The 17,042-nt window shown below is 71.9% G+C and carries 15 protein-coding genes; 5 read left to right on the top strand and 10 right to left on the bottom strand.

The annotated features are described in order from the left end of the window. Nucleotides 1-8: 8 nt before the first annotated feature. From ACSU6M_RS20190 to ACSU6M_RS20145, 10 genes are read right to left on the bottom strand one after another with little or no spacing between them, the layout of a single operon-like run. Nucleotides 9-1,532, bottom strand: coding sequence for an NADH-quinone oxidoreductase subunit N (locus tag ACSU6M_RS20190; protein WP_437071148.1), 1,524 nt, complete (start codon nucleotides 1,530-1,532; stop codon nucleotides 9-11). After that, the gene (locus ACSU6M_RS20185) at nucleotides 1,529-3,103 is read right to left on the bottom strand and encodes a complex I subunit 4 family protein (protein ID WP_437071147.1); all 1,575 of its coding nucleotides are present in this window, start codon (nucleotides 3,101-3,103) and stop codon (nucleotides 1,529-1,531) included. The genes ACSU6M_RS20190 and ACSU6M_RS20185 overlap by 4 nt, the downstream gene beginning before the upstream one ends. 6 nt (nucleotides 3,104-3,109) lie before the next feature. Then, the gene (locus tag ACSU6M_RS20180; protein WP_437071146.1) at nucleotides 3,110-5,104 is read right to left on the bottom strand and encodes an NADH-quinone oxidoreductase subunit 5 family protein; all 1,995 of its coding nucleotides are present in this window, start codon (nucleotides 5,102-5,104) and stop codon (nucleotides 3,110-3,112) included. Continuing rightward, nucleotides 5,101-5,478: an NADH-quinone oxidoreductase subunit NuoK gene (gene nuoK, locus ACSU6M_RS20175; RefSeq protein ID WP_437071145.1), complete on the bottom strand. Its 378-nt coding sequence runs from the start codon at nucleotides 5,476-5,478 to the stop codon at nucleotides 5,101-5,103. The genes ACSU6M_RS20180 and nuoK overlap by 4 nt, the downstream gene beginning before the upstream one ends. Further along, complete coding sequence (locus tag ACSU6M_RS20170; RefSeq protein WP_437071144.1) at nucleotides 5,478-6,332, bottom strand: NADH-quinone oxidoreductase subunit J; 855 nt, start codon at nucleotides 6,330-6,332, stop codon at nucleotides 5,478-5,480. Before ACSU6M_RS20170 ends, nuoK begins: the two co-directional genes overlap by 1 nt. Then, nucleotides 6,329-6,997, bottom strand: coding sequence for a NuoI/complex I 23 kDa subunit family protein (locus ACSU6M_RS20165; RefSeq protein WP_437071143.1), 669 nt, complete (start codon nucleotides 6,995-6,997; stop codon nucleotides 6,329-6,331). The genes ACSU6M_RS20170 and ACSU6M_RS20165 overlap by 4 nt, the downstream gene beginning before the upstream one ends. Before the next feature lie 2 nt (nucleotides 6,998-6,999). Further along, entirely contained in the window at nucleotides 7,000-7,968 is a 969-nt protein-coding gene (locus ACSU6M_RS20160) for a complex I subunit 1/NuoH family protein (RefSeq protein WP_437071142.1), read from the bottom strand. Continuing rightward, nucleotides 7,965-9,209, bottom strand: coding sequence for an NADH-quinone oxidoreductase subunit C (locus ACSU6M_RS20155; protein WP_437071141.1), 1,245 nt, complete (start codon nucleotides 9,207-9,209; stop codon nucleotides 7,965-7,967). Before ACSU6M_RS20155 ends, ACSU6M_RS20160 begins: the two co-directional genes overlap by 4 nt. Beyond that, nucleotides 9,206-9,799, bottom strand: coding sequence for an NADH-quinone oxidoreductase subunit B (locus ACSU6M_RS20150; RefSeq protein ID WP_437075254.1), 594 nt, complete (start codon nucleotides 9,797-9,799; stop codon nucleotides 9,206-9,208). The genes ACSU6M_RS20155 and ACSU6M_RS20150 overlap by 4 nt, the downstream gene beginning before the upstream one ends. 8 nt (nucleotides 9,800-9,807) lie before the next feature. Then, nucleotides 9,808-10,215 carry an NADH-quinone oxidoreductase subunit A gene (locus tag ACSU6M_RS20145; protein WP_437071140.1) on the bottom strand — a complete coding sequence of 136 codons (408 nt, stop codon included), beginning with the start codon at nucleotides 10,213-10,215 and terminating at the stop codon, nucleotides 9,808-9,810. 210 nt (nucleotides 10,216-10,425) lie between these two features. On the opposite strand from ACSU6M_RS20145, the gene ACSU6M_RS20140 reads away from it, so the two are divergent. From ACSU6M_RS20140 to ACSU6M_RS20120, 5 genes are all read left to right on the top strand, one after another. Next, nucleotides 10,426-11,616, top strand: a complete 1,191-nt coding sequence (locus ACSU6M_RS20140; protein WP_437071139.1) for a sensor histidine kinase — start codon at nucleotides 10,426-10,428, stop codon at nucleotides 11,614-11,616. 127 nt (nucleotides 11,617-11,743) lie between these two features. Continuing rightward, on the top strand, nucleotides 11,744-13,084 hold the full coding sequence (locus tag ACSU6M_RS20135; protein ID WP_437071138.1) for a sensor histidine kinase: 1,341 nt from the start codon (nucleotides 11,744-11,746) through the stop codon (nucleotides 13,082-13,084). A gap of 178 nt (nucleotides 13,085-13,262) precedes the next feature. After that, on the top strand, nucleotides 13,263-13,934 hold the full coding sequence (locus tag ACSU6M_RS20130; protein WP_437071137.1) for a LuxR C-terminal-related transcriptional regulator: 672 nt from the start codon (nucleotides 13,263-13,265) through the stop codon (nucleotides 13,932-13,934). A 97-nt stretch (nucleotides 13,935-14,031) separates the two neighbouring features. Beyond that, nucleotides 14,032-15,960, top strand: a complete 1,929-nt coding sequence (locus ACSU6M_RS20125) for a 2-oxoacid:acceptor oxidoreductase subunit alpha (protein ID WP_437071136.1) — start codon at nucleotides 14,032-14,034, stop codon at nucleotides 15,958-15,960. After that, nucleotides 15,953-17,002, top strand: a complete 1,050-nt coding sequence (locus tag ACSU6M_RS20120; protein WP_437071135.1) for a 2-oxoacid:ferredoxin oxidoreductase subunit beta — start codon at nucleotides 15,953-15,955, stop codon at nucleotides 17,000-17,002. The genes ACSU6M_RS20125 and ACSU6M_RS20120 overlap by 8 nt, the downstream gene beginning before the upstream one ends. Nucleotides 17,003-17,042 lie beyond the last annotated feature (40 nt).

Raw genomic sequence — 17,042 nt, 5'->3', positions numbered from 1 at the left:
AGGAGCGCTCAGAAGAGCCCCGTGTCCGCGAAGCGCAGGACCAGCTGGGGCGCCCCGGACAGGGCGACGCCGATGACGGCCGTGACGGCGATCGCGGCCGTGAGGGGCGCCGGGGCGACGTGCCGGCCGGGCTCGCCCTCGGGGGCGCGGAACAGCAGGGCCGTCCACCTCAGGTAGTAGACCAGCGCGATCACGACGTTCACCGCCATCACCACGGCCAGCCAGCCCAGGCCCGCGTCGACGGCCGCCGAGAAGACGGCGACCTTGGCGAACAGGCCGATGATGCCGGGCGGCAGGCCCGCCAGGCACAGCAGGAAGAACGCCAGGACGAGCGCGGTCACCGGGTTCTTCGCGTACAGGCCGCGGTAGTCCGCGACCCGGTTCGCGGTGTGCGTACGGCCCACCAGGGCGGCCACGGCGAACGCGCCGAGGTTCACGGCGCCGTACATGAGGGCGTAGGCGACGGTGGAGCCGACGGCGTGCTCGGCGTCGTCGGTGTACGCGGCGGCGGCGATCGGTACCAGGAGGTAGCCGGCCTGGCCGACGGAGGACCAGGCGAGCAGGCGTACGGCGCTGTACGCGCGCGTGCCCTGCTGGCGCAGGGCGCCGACGTTGCCGACGGTCATGGTGAGGGCGGCCAGCGCGGCGAGGGCGGGGCCCCAGACGTCGGCGTACGACGGAAGGGCGATCACCGTGACGAGGATCAGGCCGGAGAAGCCGACCGCCTTGCCGACGACCGACAGATAGGCGGCGACCGGCAGGGGGGCGCCGACGTAGGTGTCGGGGACCCAGAAGTGGAAGGGCACGGCGGCCGTCTTGAAGGCGAAGCCGACGAGGGTGAGGACGACGCCGGTCTGCGCGAGGGTGTGCAGCTGGCCGTCGACGTCCTGGATGCGTTCGGCGAGCTGGGTGAGGTAGAGGGTGCCCGTGGTGGCGTAGACGAAGCTGATGCCCATCAGGCTGACGGCGGTGGCCGTGACCGAGGACAGGAAGAACTTCAGGGCGGCCTCGGAGGAGCGCCGGTCGCCGTAGCGCAGTCCGACCAGGGCGAAGGCGGGCAGGGAGGCCACCTCCAGGGCGACGATCAGGGTCGCGAGGTCCCGTGAGGCGGGCAGCAGGGCGGCGCCCGCGGCGGAGGACAGCAGCAGGAACCAGAACTCACCCTCGGGGAGCTCCTTGCGCGCGTCCTTCAGCGCGGTGACCGACAGCAGGGCGGCGAGCAGGGCGCCGCCGAGGACCAGGAACTGGATGACCAGGGTGAAGCGGTCCGCCGTGTAGCTGCACACGCGCGTGTCGCCGACGAGGCAGAACGTGGAGCGGTCGCCGTCCAGGAGGGGCAGCAGCATGACCGTGGCGGCGGCGAGGCCGGCGATCGACATCCAGCCGAGCAGGGGCTTGCGGGCGTCGGGGACGAACAGGTCGGCGACGAGGACGGCGAGGGCGACCACCGCGGCGATGGTGGGCGGCGCGATGGCGAGCCAGTCGACGTCCTGGACGAGGTTGAGGGCCTGCGTCTGGGCCGGGGAGCTCATCGGGTGCCTCCTGCGAGGAGCTGCTGCACGGCCGGGTCGGTCAGGCCGAGGAGGGTCTTGGGCCACAGGCCGGCGACGACGGTGAGGACGACGAGCGGGGTCCAGGCCGCGAACTCGTAGGTCTGCACGTCGGCCAGTTTCGGCACCTCGTCCTTCGGGGCGCCCATGCACACCCGGCGGACCACGATCAGCAGGTAGGCGGCCGTCAGCAGGGTGCCGAACGCGCCGATCGCCATGAAGGTGAGGAACGCGGGCCGGCTCAGGCCCTCGGCGGGGTCGAACGCGCCGAACAGCGCGAGCATCTCGCCCCAGAACCCGGCCAGTCCGGGCAGCCCGAGGGAGGCGACGGCGCCGAACGCGAGCAGGCCGCCGAGGCGCGGTGCCCTGCCGTACAGGGCGGCCCCGGTCTGCTCGGCGAGGGTGTCGAGGTCGGTGGATCCGGTGCGGTCCTTCAGGGCGCCGACCAGGAAGAACAGCAGGCCGGTGATGAGGCCGTGGGCGATGTTGGCGAACAGGGCGCCGTTGACGCCGGTCGGGGTCATGGTGGCGATGCCGAGCAGGACGAAGCCCATGTGGCCGACTGAGGAGTAGGCGATGAGCCGCTTCAGGTCGCCCTTGGCGCCGCGCCGGGCGAGGGCCAGGCAGGCGAGGGACCCGTAGATGATGCCGACGACCGCGAAGGCGGCGAGGTACGGGGCGAAGTCCTGGAATCCGTCGGGTGTGACCGGCAGCAGGATGCGGACGAAGCCGTAGGTGCCCATCTTCAGCAGGACGCCCGCGAGCAGCACCGAGCCGACGGTCGGGGCGGCGGTGTGGGCGTCGGGCAGCCAGCTGTGCAGCGGCCACATCGGGGTCTTCACGGCGAGCCCGAGGCCGATCGCCAGGACGGCGATGACCTGCACGGACGCGGTCAGGGACCGGCCGTTGTCAGTGGCGAGTGCCACCATGTCGAACGTGCCCGCCTCGATGCCGATCAGCAGGAGGCCGAGCAGCATGACCACGGAGCCGAGCAGCGTGTAGAGGATGAACCGCCAGGCGGCCTGGGCCCGTTGCTCGCCGCCCCAGCGGGCGATGAGGAAGTACATCGGGATCAGGACCATCTCGAAGGCGAGGAAGAACAGCAGCAGGTCGAGGACGGCGAAGGTGGCGAGGGTGCCGGACTCCAGGACGAGCAGCAGGGCGACGAATGCCTTCGGGGACGGGCCCGCGGGCATCTTGAAGTAGCTGTACAGCGCGCAGAGGAAGGTCAGCAGCGCGGTCAGGACCAGAAGGGGGAGGGAGATGCCGTCGATGCCGAGGTGGATGCGCACGTCGAGTGCGGGGATCCAGCTGATGTCCGTGCTGGCCTGCATCGTCGACGGGTGGTCGTGGTCGAAGCCGAGCGCGAGGACGATCGCGGCGAGAAGGACCGCGCCGGTGACGGTCACGCCGTGCCGGAGCACGGCCTGGTCGGGCGACTTCCCCTTCAGTCCGGGCGGGGCGGGCAGCAGAGCGGCGGCGGCGCCGAGGAGCGGGCCGACGACGACGAACGCCAGAAGGAACTGCATCACTGACTCGTTGATATCGATCACGCCTGCTCACGCTCCCGTGGCGACGAGGACGACGGCGACCGCCAGGACGACGGTGCCGGCGAGCAGCGCGCTCACATAGGTCTGCACATTGCCGGTCTGGGCGCGGCGGACGGCCGCCCCGAGCAGTCGGGGCAGGGCGCCCGCGCCGCGTACGTAGGTCTCGACGACCTCGCGGTCGAGGAACCGCACGAGACTCGCGCCGCCCTTGACCGGGCGGACGAACAGCGCCGCGTACACGGCGTCGAGGTGGAAGCCGACGGCCGCGTGCCGGTGCAGCGGGCCGAGCAGCAGGCGTCCGGGGTCGGACGGGTCCGGGGCGTGGGCCACGTCGCCGTAGGCGGGCGCGTGGGTCGCGATGGCCTCGGCCTCGACGAGTCCGGCGTCGCCCTCGGGGTGGGCGGCGACCGCGCCCAGGGGCACGCGCGCGGCGAGGGCGGTGGTGTGCCGCCAGGCGGCGTAGGTGACCAGACCGCCGGCGAGGGCCACGCCCGTGCCGAGGACGGAGGTGGTGAGGGTCGGGGCGAGGTCGTTGCCGTCGAACCAGTCGGGCAGCACCCGGTAGGCGAGGCCGCCGAGGGCGAGGGACGGTACGGCGAGCACCCACAGCACCACGGTCATCGTCAGGGGCTGGCGGCCGTGGTCGGGGGCCTCGGTGCCCTGGCCGCGGAAGGCGCGCAGCCACAGCCGGGTGGCGTAGGCGGCGGTGAGCAGGGCGGTGAGGAGGCCGGCGACGAGGACGATCCAGCCGGCCGTGCCGGGGGCGTGCTCGGTGTGGCCGGTGGAGACGTGCTCGGCGGCGCCGAGGACGGACTCCTTGGAGAAGAAGCCGCTGAACGGCGGGATCGCGGCGAGCGCGAGCAACGCCACGGTCATCGTCCAGTAGGCGTCGGGGACGCGGGCGCGCAGGTCCTTCATGCGGGACATCGCGGCCAGCGAGTTGGTGCCGGCGGCGTGGATGACCGCGCCGGCGGCGAGGAACAGCAGCGCCTTGAAGGCGCCGTGGGACAGGAGGTGGAAGACGGCGGCACCGCGGTCGCCGACGGCGAGGGCGCCGGTCATGTAGCCGAGCTGACCGATCGTCGAGTACGCGAGGACGCGCTTGATGTCGTCCTGGGCGAGCGCGGCGAGGCCCGAGCCGACCATCGTGACGGCGGCCATCACGGCGAGGGTGACCATCGCGGCCGTGGACGTCTGGAAGACGGGCAGGAGCCGGGCGACGAAGTACACGCCGGCGGCGACCATCGTCGCGGCGTGGATCAGCGCGGAGACCGGCGTGGGGCCGGCCATCGCGTCGGGGAGCCAGGTGTGCAGCGGGAACTGCGCCGACTTGCCCGCCACGCCCGCGAGGAGCAGCAGCGCGATCAGTGTCGGGTGGTCGAGGGCGCCGCTCGCGACGGCGCCGAGGACCTGGGTGATGCGGAACGACCCGGCGTCCACGGCGAGTGCGAACAGGCCGATCAGGAAGGGGACGTCACCGAGCTTGGTGACCAGGAACGCCTTGAGGGAGGCGGCGCGGGCCTCCGGGGTCTCCCAGTAGTGGCCGACCAGGAAGTAGGAGCAGATGCCCATGACCTCCCAGCCCACCAGCAGCACCATCAGGTCGCCGGAGTAGACGACCAGCAGCATCGCGGAGGTGAACAGCGAGACGAGGGCGGCGTAGGAGGGGTAGCGCGGGTCCTCGCGCAGATAGCCCGTGGAGTAGATCTGCACGCAGGTGGCGACGACGCCGACGAGTACGGCGACAAGGGCGGCGAAGCCGTCGATGTGGAGCACGAGTTCGATCGGGACGGACCCGGTCGGGGTGAGTTCGGTGGCCGCGTCGACGGGCGCGTCCCCGCCCTGGCGGGCGGCGACCAGGGCGGCAAGGCCGAGGGCGGTGAGGGTCGGCAGGACCGCGAGCGGGCGCACGAAGCCGGGGGCGGTGCGGCCGAGGAGCAGTCCGGCGACGGCGCCGAGGAACGGCAGGAGGGGGACGAGGACGGCGGCGGTGGTCGTGGTCACGCGGTGGCCTCAGCCTTCTCGGCGGCGGTCCCGGCCTCGGGTACGTCGGTCTCGTGGCCCTCGGCCGTGTCGCGGAGCTTGTCGATGTCCGAGGTGCCGCGGTTGCGGTAGACGGCGAGGACGATCGCCAGGCCGATGCCGATCTCGGCGGCGGCGATGGCGATGGTGAACAGGGTCAGGGCCTGGCCGGAGTGCAGGGTCTCCTCGGCGGTGCGGCTCAGCCAGACGTCGAAGGCGACCAGGTTGAGGTTGACGGCGTTGAGCATCAGCTCGACCGACATCAGGACCAGGATCGCGTTGCGGCGGGCGAGGACGCCGTACAGGCCGGTGCAGAAGAGGAGGGCGGAGAGTACGGCGGGATAGGCGAGGTGCATCAGCGGGCGCCTTCCTGCTCGGCCGGGGAGGTGCCCTGCGGGGAGGCGGTGCCCTGCGGGGAGGCGTCGGCCTGCGGGGAGGGTCCGGCCTGCTCGGCCGGGTCGACCTGCGGTGAGGGGCCGGCCTGCTGGATCGGGTCGGCCTGCGGCGCCGCCTTCGATCGCTCCGTCCGCTTGGGTCGCCCGATCGGGTGATTCAGGGAATTCGGGGCGGAAGGGGAACCGGCGGTGCTGGTCCGGGAGTTCACAGGGGGAGAGCTCGACTCCGCCTTCGCCTTGCGGGACAGGACGATCGCGCCGACCAGGGCCGCGAGCAGGAGGACGGAGAGGGCCTCGAAGGGGAGGACCCAGTTCTGGAAGAGCGCCTTGCCGGTGACCTCGGTGGAGCCGGCCGGGGCGCCGTCGAGGTCGATCCAGGTGGTGCGGAAGGCGTCGACGACCACCCAGATCAGGGCCGCCGCGGAGGCGACGGCCACGGCGAGGGCGGCCCAGCGGTTGCCGGAGTCCGCGTCCGGGGAGCGGCCGATGGGGGCCTTGGTGAGCATCAGACCGAAGAGAAGGAGGACGACGACGGAACCCACGTAGATCAGCACCTGCACCCAGGCGATGAACTCGGCGGTGAGCAGGAGGTATTCGACGGCCAGGCCACCGAGGGTGACCACCAGCCACAGGGCGGCGTGCACCAGCTGCCGGGTGGTGACGGTGACCAGGGCGGCGCCGAAGGTGACCAGGCCGACGAGGAGGAAGGCGATCTCGACGCCGGTCGGGGAGAGGAAGCCGTGAGTGTCCGCGGCCGTGGTGGTGGCGGTGGACGCGTCCGCGGCGAGGCGGGCGGTGGTCGCTGCGAGCGTCATTCCCCGCCCTCCGGCCTCGGCTGGTCCGTCTGCTGCCGGGAGGCGCCCTGCGGGCGCGTCGGCTGCTCGGCGGCACGGGCCTGTTCAGCGGCGTGGGACTCGGTGGTCTCCGGCTGCTGCTGGGCGGCCAGCTTCTCCGCCGTCTTGCGGGCGGCGGCGATCTCCTTCGGCTCCTCCGCGCCGGGGTCGAGGGCGGGCGGGGCCGGCACGGTCCACATCCACTCGCGCAGCTTGTCGCGCTCGTGGGTGAGGTCGCGGATGTCGGTCTCGGCGTACTCGAACTCCGGGGACCAGAAGAGGGCGTCGAAGGGGCAGACCTCGATGCAGATACCGCAGTACATGCACAGCGAGAAGTCGATGGCGAAGCGGTCGAGGACGTTGCGGCTGCGCTCGCGGCCGCCGGGGGTCGCCGCGGGGATCGTCTCCTTGTGGGAGTCGATGTAGATGCACCAGTCGGGGCACTCACGGGCGCAGAGCATGCAGACCGTGCAGTTCTCCTCGAACAGGCCGATCACCCCGCGGGTGCGGGGCGGGAGGTCGGGCTGGACGTCCGGGTACTGCTCGGTGACGGTCTTCTTCGTCATCGTGCGGAGGGTGACGGCCAGGCCCTTGGCGAGGCCGGAGCCGGGGATGCGGGGCCGGGAGGGAGGGGATGGCACAGCCATGGTTAGTTGATCACCACCTTGACGATGCCGGTGAGGGCGATCTGGGCGAGGGAGAGGGGGACGAGGAGCGTCCAGGAGAGCTTCTGGAGCTGGTCCTCGCGCAGGCGGGGATAGGTCACGCGGAGCCAGATCACGAGGAAGGCGAGGACGGCCGTCTTCAGCAGGGTCCACACCCAGCCGAGGCCGTCGGCGCCCCAGGGGCCGTGCCAGCCGCCCAGGAACAGGACGGTGGTCAGGCCGCACAGGACGACGATTCCGGCGTACTCGGCGAGGAGGAACAGTGCGAAACGCAGACCGGTGTACTCGGTGTACGCGCCGAAGATGATCTCCGAGTCGGCGACGGGCATGTCGAAGGGGGGCCGCTGGAGCTCGGCCAGTCCGGCGACGAAGAACACGATCGCGCCGACGATCTGCCAGGGCAGCCACCACCACTCGAAGGCGTCCACGATGCCGGGGAGGGAGACGGTGCCGGCCGCCATCGCCACCGAGGCGGCGGTGAGCAGCATCGGGAGTTCGTAGGCGAGGAGCTGGGCGGCGGTGCGCAGACCGCCGAGGAGGGAGAACTTGTTGGCGCTGGCCCAGCCGGCCATGAGGGAGCCGAGCACGCCGACGCCCATGACCGCGAGCACGAAGAAGACACCCGCGTCGATGACCTCACCGACGGCGCCCTCGCTCGGGCCGATCGGGATGGCGAGCAGCACGAGGAGGTAGGGCAGCAGGGCGACGGCCGGGGCGAGCTGGAAGATACGGCGGTCGGCGCCGGCGGGGACGACGTCCTCCTTCTGCACGAACTTCACGCCGTCCGCGACGAGCTGGGCCCAGCCGTGGAAGCCGCCGGCGTACATCGGGCCGAGGCGGCCCTGCATGTGGGCCATCACCTTGTGCTCGGTCTGGCCGATGATCAGCGGGAAGGTGAGGAAGACGCCGAAGACGATCAGGAGTCGCAGGGCGACGTCGAGAGCGTCGTTCACTGCGGGCCTCCTGCGGGGTCTTCGGGGGTCGGGGGGTTGTCGGGGATGGCGGGGTCGTCGGAGCCGACGGCTTCATCACCGCGGGCGGGGGCGTCGGAGCCGACGGCTTCATCCCGGCGGGCCGGGTCGTCGGAGCTGACGGCTTCCGGGGCCGGTTCTTGCGCAGCCGGGGGTTTCGCGGCCGGGCGTTTCGAGGCCGGGGGCTCGGTGGCCTCGGTCTCGTCGAAGGCCGGGCGGGCGTGGTGCCAGGGGGCGTCCGGGCTGCGCGGGGCGGGGGCGGGCCTCGGCTCGGCGGGCCTCGGCTCGGCGGGGGTCGGCTGCTGCGCTGCCGGGGTGGCCGCGGCCGCGGCGCGCTGGGACGCCGAGCCCTGCGATGCGCTGCGGGCACGCCGGGGCCCCGCCGGGGGCGTCGGTGGTGTGCCCTCCGGCTGCGCGCCGGTCTCCGGCGAGCTCGCGGCAGGCGCCTGCGTGCGCTGGGACGCCGAGCCCTGGGACGCGGTGCGGGCGCGGCGAGGGCCTGCCGTCGGCGCCGGGGGCTCCTGGCCGGGGGCCGGGGCCGCGGTCGCGGGCGTCTGGCTGGCGGAGCCCTCCGACGCGGTGCGGGTGCGGCGGGGCGGGCGTTCGCCGGCGGGGCGGGCGGTGCCTCGGGCGGGGCGGGTCGGAGCGGGCGGAAGCTGGCCCTTGAGGGGGCCCCAGTCGTTGGGGTCGGGGACGCCCGGCGGGAGCATCTGGCGGCGCTTGGGGCCGCCGTGGTCGGACTCGCCGGGTTCCTTGGCGCCGGGCCATGCCTTGGCGACGCGAGCGGCGAGGACGAAGTCCTTGCGCAGGGGGTGGCCCTCGAAGGTCTCGGGGAGGAGGAGGTGGTCGAGGCCGGGATGGCCCTCGAAGGTGACGCCGAACATCTCGTGGGTCTCGCGCTCGTGCCAGGCGGCACCGGCGTAGAGGTCCACGGCGGTGGGCAGCGTGGGCGCCTCGGGCGGGACCGTGGTGCGCACGAGAAGCCGGTGGACGGGGGCGAGGGCGACGACGTGCGCGCAGACGCGGAAGCCGGTGCCGCCTTCGTCGACGGCGCTGAGCCAGTCGAAGTAGGTGCAGCCGAGCTCGTCGCGGGCGGTGCGCAGGGCGGACAGCCAGGCGGTGGGGGGCACGTCGACGGTCAGGACGTCGTAGGACTCCTCGGCCGTGGCGTCCGGGCCGAAGAGTTCCTCGGCGGGGGCGGGGAGCCAGCCGGCGGTGGTCATCGCTCGGCCCCCTCGTTCGGGACCGGAGGCTTCACCAGGTCGCTCTGGAGGGCCGACACCGAGGGGCGGGCGGTGCCGTAGCGCTCGCCCAGGGACTCGCGGGCGATCTTCTCCTGGAGCTTGAGGATGCCTTGCAGCAGCGCCTCGGGGCGCGGCGGGCAGCCGGGGACGTAGACGTCGACGGGGATGATCTGGTCGACGCCCTTGGTCACCGAGTAGGAGTCCCAGTAGGGGCCGCCGCAGTTGGAGCAGGCGCCGAAGGAGATGACGTACTTCGGCTCGGGCATCTGCTCGTACAGCCGCTTCACGGCGGGGGCCATCTTGTCGGTGACCGTGCCGGAGACCACCATCAGGTCGGCTTGGCGGGGGCCGGGCGCGAAGGGGATCACGCCGAGGCGGATGAAGTCGTGGCGGGCCATCGACGCGGCGATGAACTCGATCGCGCAGCAGGCGAGGCCGAAGTTGAAGACCCACAGCGAGTAGCGGCGGCCCCAGTTCAGGACCACCTTCATGGGCTCGGGGGCGAGGCGGGAGAGCGCGCCCAGCCGCTTCGGCTCGGGGAGCGGGACGGGACCCGGTGTCGTCTCCATGTCCGGCGTCACATCCATGTCAGGACGCCCTTCTTGTACGCGTACAGCAGACCCACGGCCAGGAAGCCGAGGAAGATGAACATCTCGACGAGGGTCGTCGCCCCGTAGCCGGGGGCGGCGAACACCGTCGCCCAGGGGAACAGGAAGATCGAGTCGACGGCGAAGATGACGTAGAGGAAGGCGTAGACGTAGTAGCGGACCTGGGTGTGGGCCCAGCCCTCGCCGACGGGGTCGACGCCGCACTCGTAGGTGAGGAGTTTCTCGGGGGTGGGCACGGCGGGCCGCAGCAGCCGTCCGGCCCCGAAGGCGACGGCGACGAACAGCACGCCGACGGCGGCGAGCAGTCCGACGACCGAATAGGACTCGAAGTAGTCCGCCGCGACGACGACAGCCGGATCGACGGTCGGTTCCCGCACGTCCGTCTCCTCGCTCCCTTTGGCCCTCGACCCTCGACGACCTGTGTTCGACGTTCAGTACGCACGGGAGTCTAGGCCCTGATAAAGAGACGGTAAGCAGCCCGTCACGCCTTGAGATGCCCTGGCGGTGCCAGGGGTGGGGTTTTCCCCAGCAGTGCCGGGCGGTCCGCCTCATGGCGTGGCCGGGCGCGGACGGGCAGGCTGACCCGTATGACCGAACGTACTCCGTCCGCGGGCGACACGGCCGAGCCGCTGCCGCCGCCACGCCTCGCCTACGACGCTCACACCTGGAAGGAGATCGCGCATCTCCTGGCGAACTTCCCGGCGGCGCTGGTGGGCTTCGTCTATGTGGTGACCGTGGTGGTCACCGGTGCCTCGCTCACCGTGACCGTGATCGGGTTCCCGCTGCTGGCGGCGGGGCTGACGGGGGCACGGCAGCTGGGGAAGCTGGAGCGGGCGCGGGCCCGGGCGCTGCTGGGGGTGCGGATCGAGGAGCCGTCGCCGCTGCGGCTGCACGGGCGGGGCGGGCTCCTGCGGGGGCTGTGGATGGTGCTGAAGGACCCGGTGGGGTGGCGGACGCTGCTGTACGAGCTCATCCGGTTGCCGTGGGGCGTGATGACGTTCGTGGTGACGCTGGTGTCGCTGTTCGTGCTGTGGCCGGTGCTGCCGTTCCTGGCGCGGGGTCTGGCGAACGCGGACCGGGCGATGGTGCGCGCGCTGCTGTCGCCGTCGGACGAGCTGGAACGCCGTATCGCCGAACTGGAGTCCGATCGCGGGGTGGTGGTGGACACGGCGGCCGCGGACCTGCGCCGCATCGAGCGGGATCTGCACGACGGGGCGCAGGCCCGGCTGGTGAATCTGGCCATGGGGCTGGGGCTGGCGAAGGAGAAGCTCCTGGAGGACCCCGACTCGGCGGCCGCGATGGTCGACGAGGCGCACGGCGAGGTGAAGCTGGCCCTTCAGGAGCTGCGGGACCTGGCGCGCGGCATCCACCCGGCCGTGCTCACCGACCGCGGTCTGGACGCGGCGCTGTCCTCGGTCGCCTCGCGCTGCACGGTGCCGGTGAAGGTGACCGTCGACCTGGACGCGCGGCCAGCCGAGGCCATCGAGGGCATCGCCTACTTCACGGTCTCCGAGCTCCTGCAGAACATCAGCAAGCACTCGGGGGCCCGGGCCGCCTCGGTGGAGGTGTGGCGGACGGACGACCGGCTGCTCCTCCAGGTCGAGGACGACGGCCGGGGCGGGGCCTCGCTGGACGGCGGCAGCGGTCTGCGGGGGCTCGCGGAGCGGCTGGACGCGGTGGACGGGCTGCTCGTCGTGGACTCGCCGCAGGGCGGTCCGACGACGGTCACGGCCGAGCTGCCGTGGCGGGAGCGCTCCGTCGCGAACGACCGGCGGTAGCGGCCGGAGGTAGGGAAAACCCCCCAGCGAAGACGCCGACGGACTCCATGGTCCGCGCACCGCCGGGCCGAGAGGCTGGACGCAGGACAGCAGGGATCCGCGAGCAGAAACGGACGGGCACATCCAGATGGCCACCACGCGATACGGCGAGACCGGGTACGGACGGGAGTACGAGCGGTACGACGAGCGGCGCCGGCTGCCCGCCGGGCTGCGGGCGCCGTTCGAGGCGCGGCACTGGCGGGAGCTCGCCTATGTGCTGCTGGGCCTGCCGGTCGCCGTCCTGATGTTCGTGTACGCGATCACCATGACGGCGCTCGGCATCGGCCTGGTGGTCACCTTCCTCGGCGTCCCGGTGCTGGCCGCCGCCCTGGCCGGCTGCCGGGGCCTCGGCGCCCTGGAGCGGGCGCGGGCGCGGGCCCTGCTGCACGTCGACGTGGCCGACCCGGAGCCGCTGCGGACGGGCCGCAACGGCCTGATGGCCTGGGTCGGGGCGGTCTTCAAGAGCGGCTCCTCGTGGCGGCAGCTGCTGTACGCGGTGCTGCACCTGCCGTGGGCGGTGTTCTCCTTCGCGGTGGCGGTGGCCTTCTGGTCGTACGGCTGGGCGATGCTGACGTATCCCCTGTGGTTCTGGCTCTTCCCGGTGTACGGCGGCCAGGACGGGCTCCAGCTCTACGGCGACGAGACCCACGCGATCTATCTGGACAACCCCTTCGAGATCACCGTGACGGCTCTGATCGGGCTGCTGTTCACGCTGGCCACGCCCTGGATCGTCAGGGCGCTGACGATGGTGGACCGGGTTCTGGTGCACGGGCTGCTGGGACCGTCGCGGCTGTCGGCGCGGGTGGTGGAGCTGGAGTCGGACCGCGGTGTCGTCGTCGACACGGCGGCCGCCGATCTGCGCCGCATCGAGCGTGACCTGCACGACGGCGCGCAGGCCCGTCTGGTGGCGCTGGCCATGGACCTGGGCCTGGCGAAGGAGAAGCTGGCCGAGGACCCGCGGGCGGCCGCGCGGATGGTGGACGAGGCGCACGGCGAGGTGAAGACCGCCCTCCAGGAGCTGCGCGACCTGGCCCGCGGCATCCATCCCGCCGTCCTCACCGACCGCGGCCTCGACGCCGCCCTCTCCGCCGTGGCCTCCCGCTGTACGGTCCCGGTCACCGTCGAGGTCGACCTCCCCTCCCGCCCGGCGCCGGCCATCGAGGGCATCGCCTACTTCACCGTCTCCGAGCTCCTCCAGAACATCAGCAAGCACTCCCGTGCCCGCTCGGCCACGGTGGACGTGTGGCGCGCGGACAGCCGCCTGATGCTCCAGGTCACGGACGACGGTGTCGGAGGCGCGCAGACGCACGCGGGCTCGGGTCTGGCGGGCCTCGCGGAACGCCTGGACGCGGTGGACGGGATCCTGGTGGTCGACTCCCCGGCGGGCGGCCCGACGACGGTGACGGCGGAACTGCCCTGGCGGGGTTAGCCGCAACCCCCTGGGGGTGCGGGGCCGTATCGATGTGCGGCTCCGCCGGAGTGGGCGCGGCCGGCCGCGGACACCCCCGGACGGCCGGAAACAGACGTTGGCAGCCCCTCTCCCCGCTCTTTCCTGGAATGCTTGAGACACGTACGAGCAGAGCCAGGCCACGGGGGGACCGAACCACATGGAGCAAAGAGTGCGCGTAGTCATCGCAGAGGACTCCGTGCTGCTCAGAGAGGGCCTCACCCGCCTCCTCACCGACCGCGGCCACGACGTGGTCGCCGGAGTGGGCGACGCCGAGGCGCTGATCAAGACGATCGCCGAGCTGGACGCCGAGAACGCGCTGCCCGATGTCGTCGTGGCCGACGTGCGCATGCCCCCGACCCATACGGACGAGGGCGTCAGGGCCGCGGTACGGCTCCGGCAGGCGCACCCCGGCCTGGGGGTCCTGGTGCTGTCGCAGTACGTCGAGGAGCGCTACGCCACCGAACTGCTGGCCGGCTCCAGCCGCGGCGTCGGCTATCTGCTCAAGGACCGTGTCGCCGAGGTCCGCGAGTTCGTGGACGCCGTGGTGCGGGTAGCCGGAGGGGGTACGGCGCTCGACCCGGAGGTGGTCGCGCAGTTGCTGGGGCGCTCCCGCAAGCAGGACGTGCTCGCGGGGCTCACCCCGCGGGAGCGGGAGGTGCTGGGGCTGATGGCGGAAGGACGCACGAACTCCGCGATCGCCAAGCAGCTGGTGGTCAGCGACGGGGCCGTGGAGAAGCACGTCAGCAACATCTTCCTGAAGCTGGGGCTGTCCCCGAGCGAGGGCGATCACCGGCGGGTGCTGGCCGTGCTGACGTACCTAAACTCCTGAGGTCCGGGGAAGGCGACCCTTACGGACGTAGGGTTGGATCGGGGAAGCCTTCGGGAAGGCCGCTCCCCGACAGCCGCCGTCAAGGAGGTCCAGTTCAGTGACCAGCAAGGTCAGCAGCCCAGCGGAGCAGGCCGACGGAACCGTCGTTGGAGAACAGCGCAGACCGGCCGGGGCGAAGGACGTTCGGCGCGTCGACCGGGTGATCATCAGGTTCGCGGGGGACTCGGGTGACGGGATGCAGCTCACCGGCGACCGTTTCACCTCGGAGACGGCGTCCTTCGGCAATGATCTGTCGACGCTGCCGAACTTCCCCGCCGAGATCCGGGCGCCCGCCGGCACCCTGCCCGGCGTGTCCAGTTTCCAGCTGCACTTCGCCGACCACGACATCCTGACGCCGGGCGACGCGCCGAACGTGCTGGTGGCGATGAACCCGGCGGCCCTGAAGGCGAACGTGGGCGATCTGCCGCGCGGCGCGGAGATCATCGTCAACACGGACGAGTTCACCAAACGGGCGATGCAGAAGGTCGGCTACGACACGAGCCCGCTGGAGGACGGGTCGCTCGACGGCTACCACCTCCACCCCGTCCCCCTGACGACACTGACGGTGGAGGCCCTGAAGGACTTCGACCTCACCCGCAAGGAGGCCGAGCGCAGCAAGAACATGTTCGCGCTCGGCCTCTTGTCATGGATGTACCACCGGCCGACGGAGGGCACGGAGAAGTTCCTGCGGTCGAAGTTCGCGAAGAAGCCGCAGATCGCGGAGGCCAACATCGCCGCGTTCCGCGCGGGCTGGAACTTCGGCGAGACGACGGAGGACTTCGCGGTCTCCTACGAGGTGGCGCCGGCGGCGAAGGCGTTCCCGGTGGGCACCTACCGCAACATCTCCGGGAACCTGGCCCTGGCCTACGGGCTGATCGCGGCCTCGCGGCAGGCGGATCTGCCGCTGTTCCTGGGCTCGTACCCGATCACCCCGGCCTCCGACATCCTGCACGAGCTGTCGAAGCACAAGAACTTCGGGGTGCGCACCTTCCAGGCCGAGGACGAGATCGCGGGCATCGGCGCGGCCCTGGGCGCGGCCTTCGGCGGCTCCCTCGCGGTGACGACGACGAGCGGTCCGGGGGTGGCGCTGAAGTCGGAGACCATCGGGCTGGCGGTGTCGCTGGAGCTGCCGCTGCTGGTGGTGGACATCCAGCGCGGCGGGCCGTCGACGGGTCTGCCGACCAAGACCGAGCAGGCCGATCTGCTCCAGGCGATGTACGGGCGCAACGGCGAGGCGCCGGTGCCGGTGGTCGCGCCGCGCACCCCGGCGGACTGCTTCGACGCGGCGCTGGAGGCGGCCCGGATCGCGCTGACCTACCGCACGCCGGTGTTCCTGCTGTCCGACGGCTATCTGGCCAACGGCTCGGAGCCGTGGCGGATCCCGGACCTGGAGGAGCTGCCCGACCTTCAGGTGCAGTTCGCGCAGGGCCCCAACCACACCCTCGACGACGGCACCGAGGTGTTCTGGCCGTACAAGCGGGACCCGCAGACGCTGGCCCGCCCGTGGGCGGTGCCGGGCACGCCGGGCCTGGAGCACCGCATCGGCGGCATCGAGAAGCAGGACGGCACCGGCAACATCTCCTACGACCCCGCCAACCACGACTTCATGGTCCGCACCCGGCAGGCCAAGGTCGACGGCATCGACGTCCCGGACGTGGAGGTCGACGACCCGTCCGGCGCGCGCACGCTGGTGCTGGGCTGGGGATCGACGTACGGGCCGATCACCGCGGCGGTGCGGCGGCTGCGCGCGGCCGGGCACGAGATCGCGCAGGCCCATCTGCGCCACCTCAACCCCTTCCCGAAGAACCTCGGTGAGGTCCTGGGACGCTACGACCGTGTCGTCGTCCCCGAGATGAACCTCGGCCAGCTGGCCGGACTGATCCGGGCCAGGTACCTCGTGGACGCGCATTCCTACAACCAGGTCAACGGCATGCCGTTCAAGGCGGAACAGCTCGCCAAGGCCCTGAAGGAGGCCATCGATGACTGAGGCACTGAAGCTGGTTCCCAAGGCCGAGGCCAAGCAGTCCATGAAGGACTTCAAGTCGGACCAGGAAGTGCGCTGGTGCCCCGGCTGCGGTGACTACGCGATCCTCGCCGCGGTGCAGGGCTTCATGCCGGAGCTGGGCCTGGCCCGCGAGAACATCGTGTTCGTCTCCGGGATCGGCTGCTCCTCCCGCTTCCCGTACTACATGAACACCTACGGCATGCACTCCATCCACGGCCGCGCCCCCGCGATCGCGACGGGCCTGGCCGCGTCCCGGCGGGATCTGTCGGTGTGGGTGGTGACCGGTGACGGTGACGCGCTCTCCATCGGCGGCAATCACCTGATCCATGCCCTGCGCCGCAATGTGAACCTCAAGATCCTGCTGTTCAACAACCGGATCTACGGCCTGACCAAGGGCCAGTACTCCCCCACCTCCGAGGTCGGGAAGATCACCAAGTCGACGCCGATGGGCTCGCTGGACGCGCCCTTCAACCCGGTGTCGCTGGCGCTCGGCGCGGAGGCGTCGTTCGTGGCCCGCACGATCGACTCCGACCGCAAGCATCTGACGGAGGTGCTGCGGCAGGCCGCCGCCCATCCGGGCACGGCACTGATCGAGATCTACCAGAACTGCAACATCTTCAACGACGGTGCCTTCGACGCCCTCAAGGACAAGGCATCCGCCGAGGAGGCGGTGATCCGCCTTGAGCACGGGCAGCCGATCCGCTTCGGCGCCGACCTCGCCAAGGGTGTCGTACGGGACCCGGCGACCGGCGATCTTAAGGTGGTCGCGGTGACGCCGGAGAACGAGGCGGACGTGCTGGTGCACGACGCCCACGCGGCCTCCCCCACCACCGCGTTCGCGCTGTCCCGCCTCGCCGACCCGGACACCCTGCACCACACGCCGATCGGTGTGCTGCGCGCGGTCGAGCGGCCGGTCTACGACGAGCAGATGTCCGAGCAGCTGGAGACGGCCGTCGAGCAGAACGGCAAGGGCGACCTGGCCGCCCTGCTGGCCGGCGGCGACACCTGGACGGTCGTCGGCTGACGACTCCGTTCCGCTACGAGGCCCGGGCGCCGGTCGCCCG

The sequence above is a fragment of the Streptomyces sp. enrichment culture genome, assembly GCF_964272895.1.
Classification (GTDB): domain Bacteria; phylum Actinomycetota; class Actinomycetes; order Streptomycetales; family Streptomycetaceae; genus Streptomyces.
The sequence above is the reverse complement of the archived record's forward strand: the minus strand, read 5'-3'. Positions and strand labels throughout refer to the sequence as shown.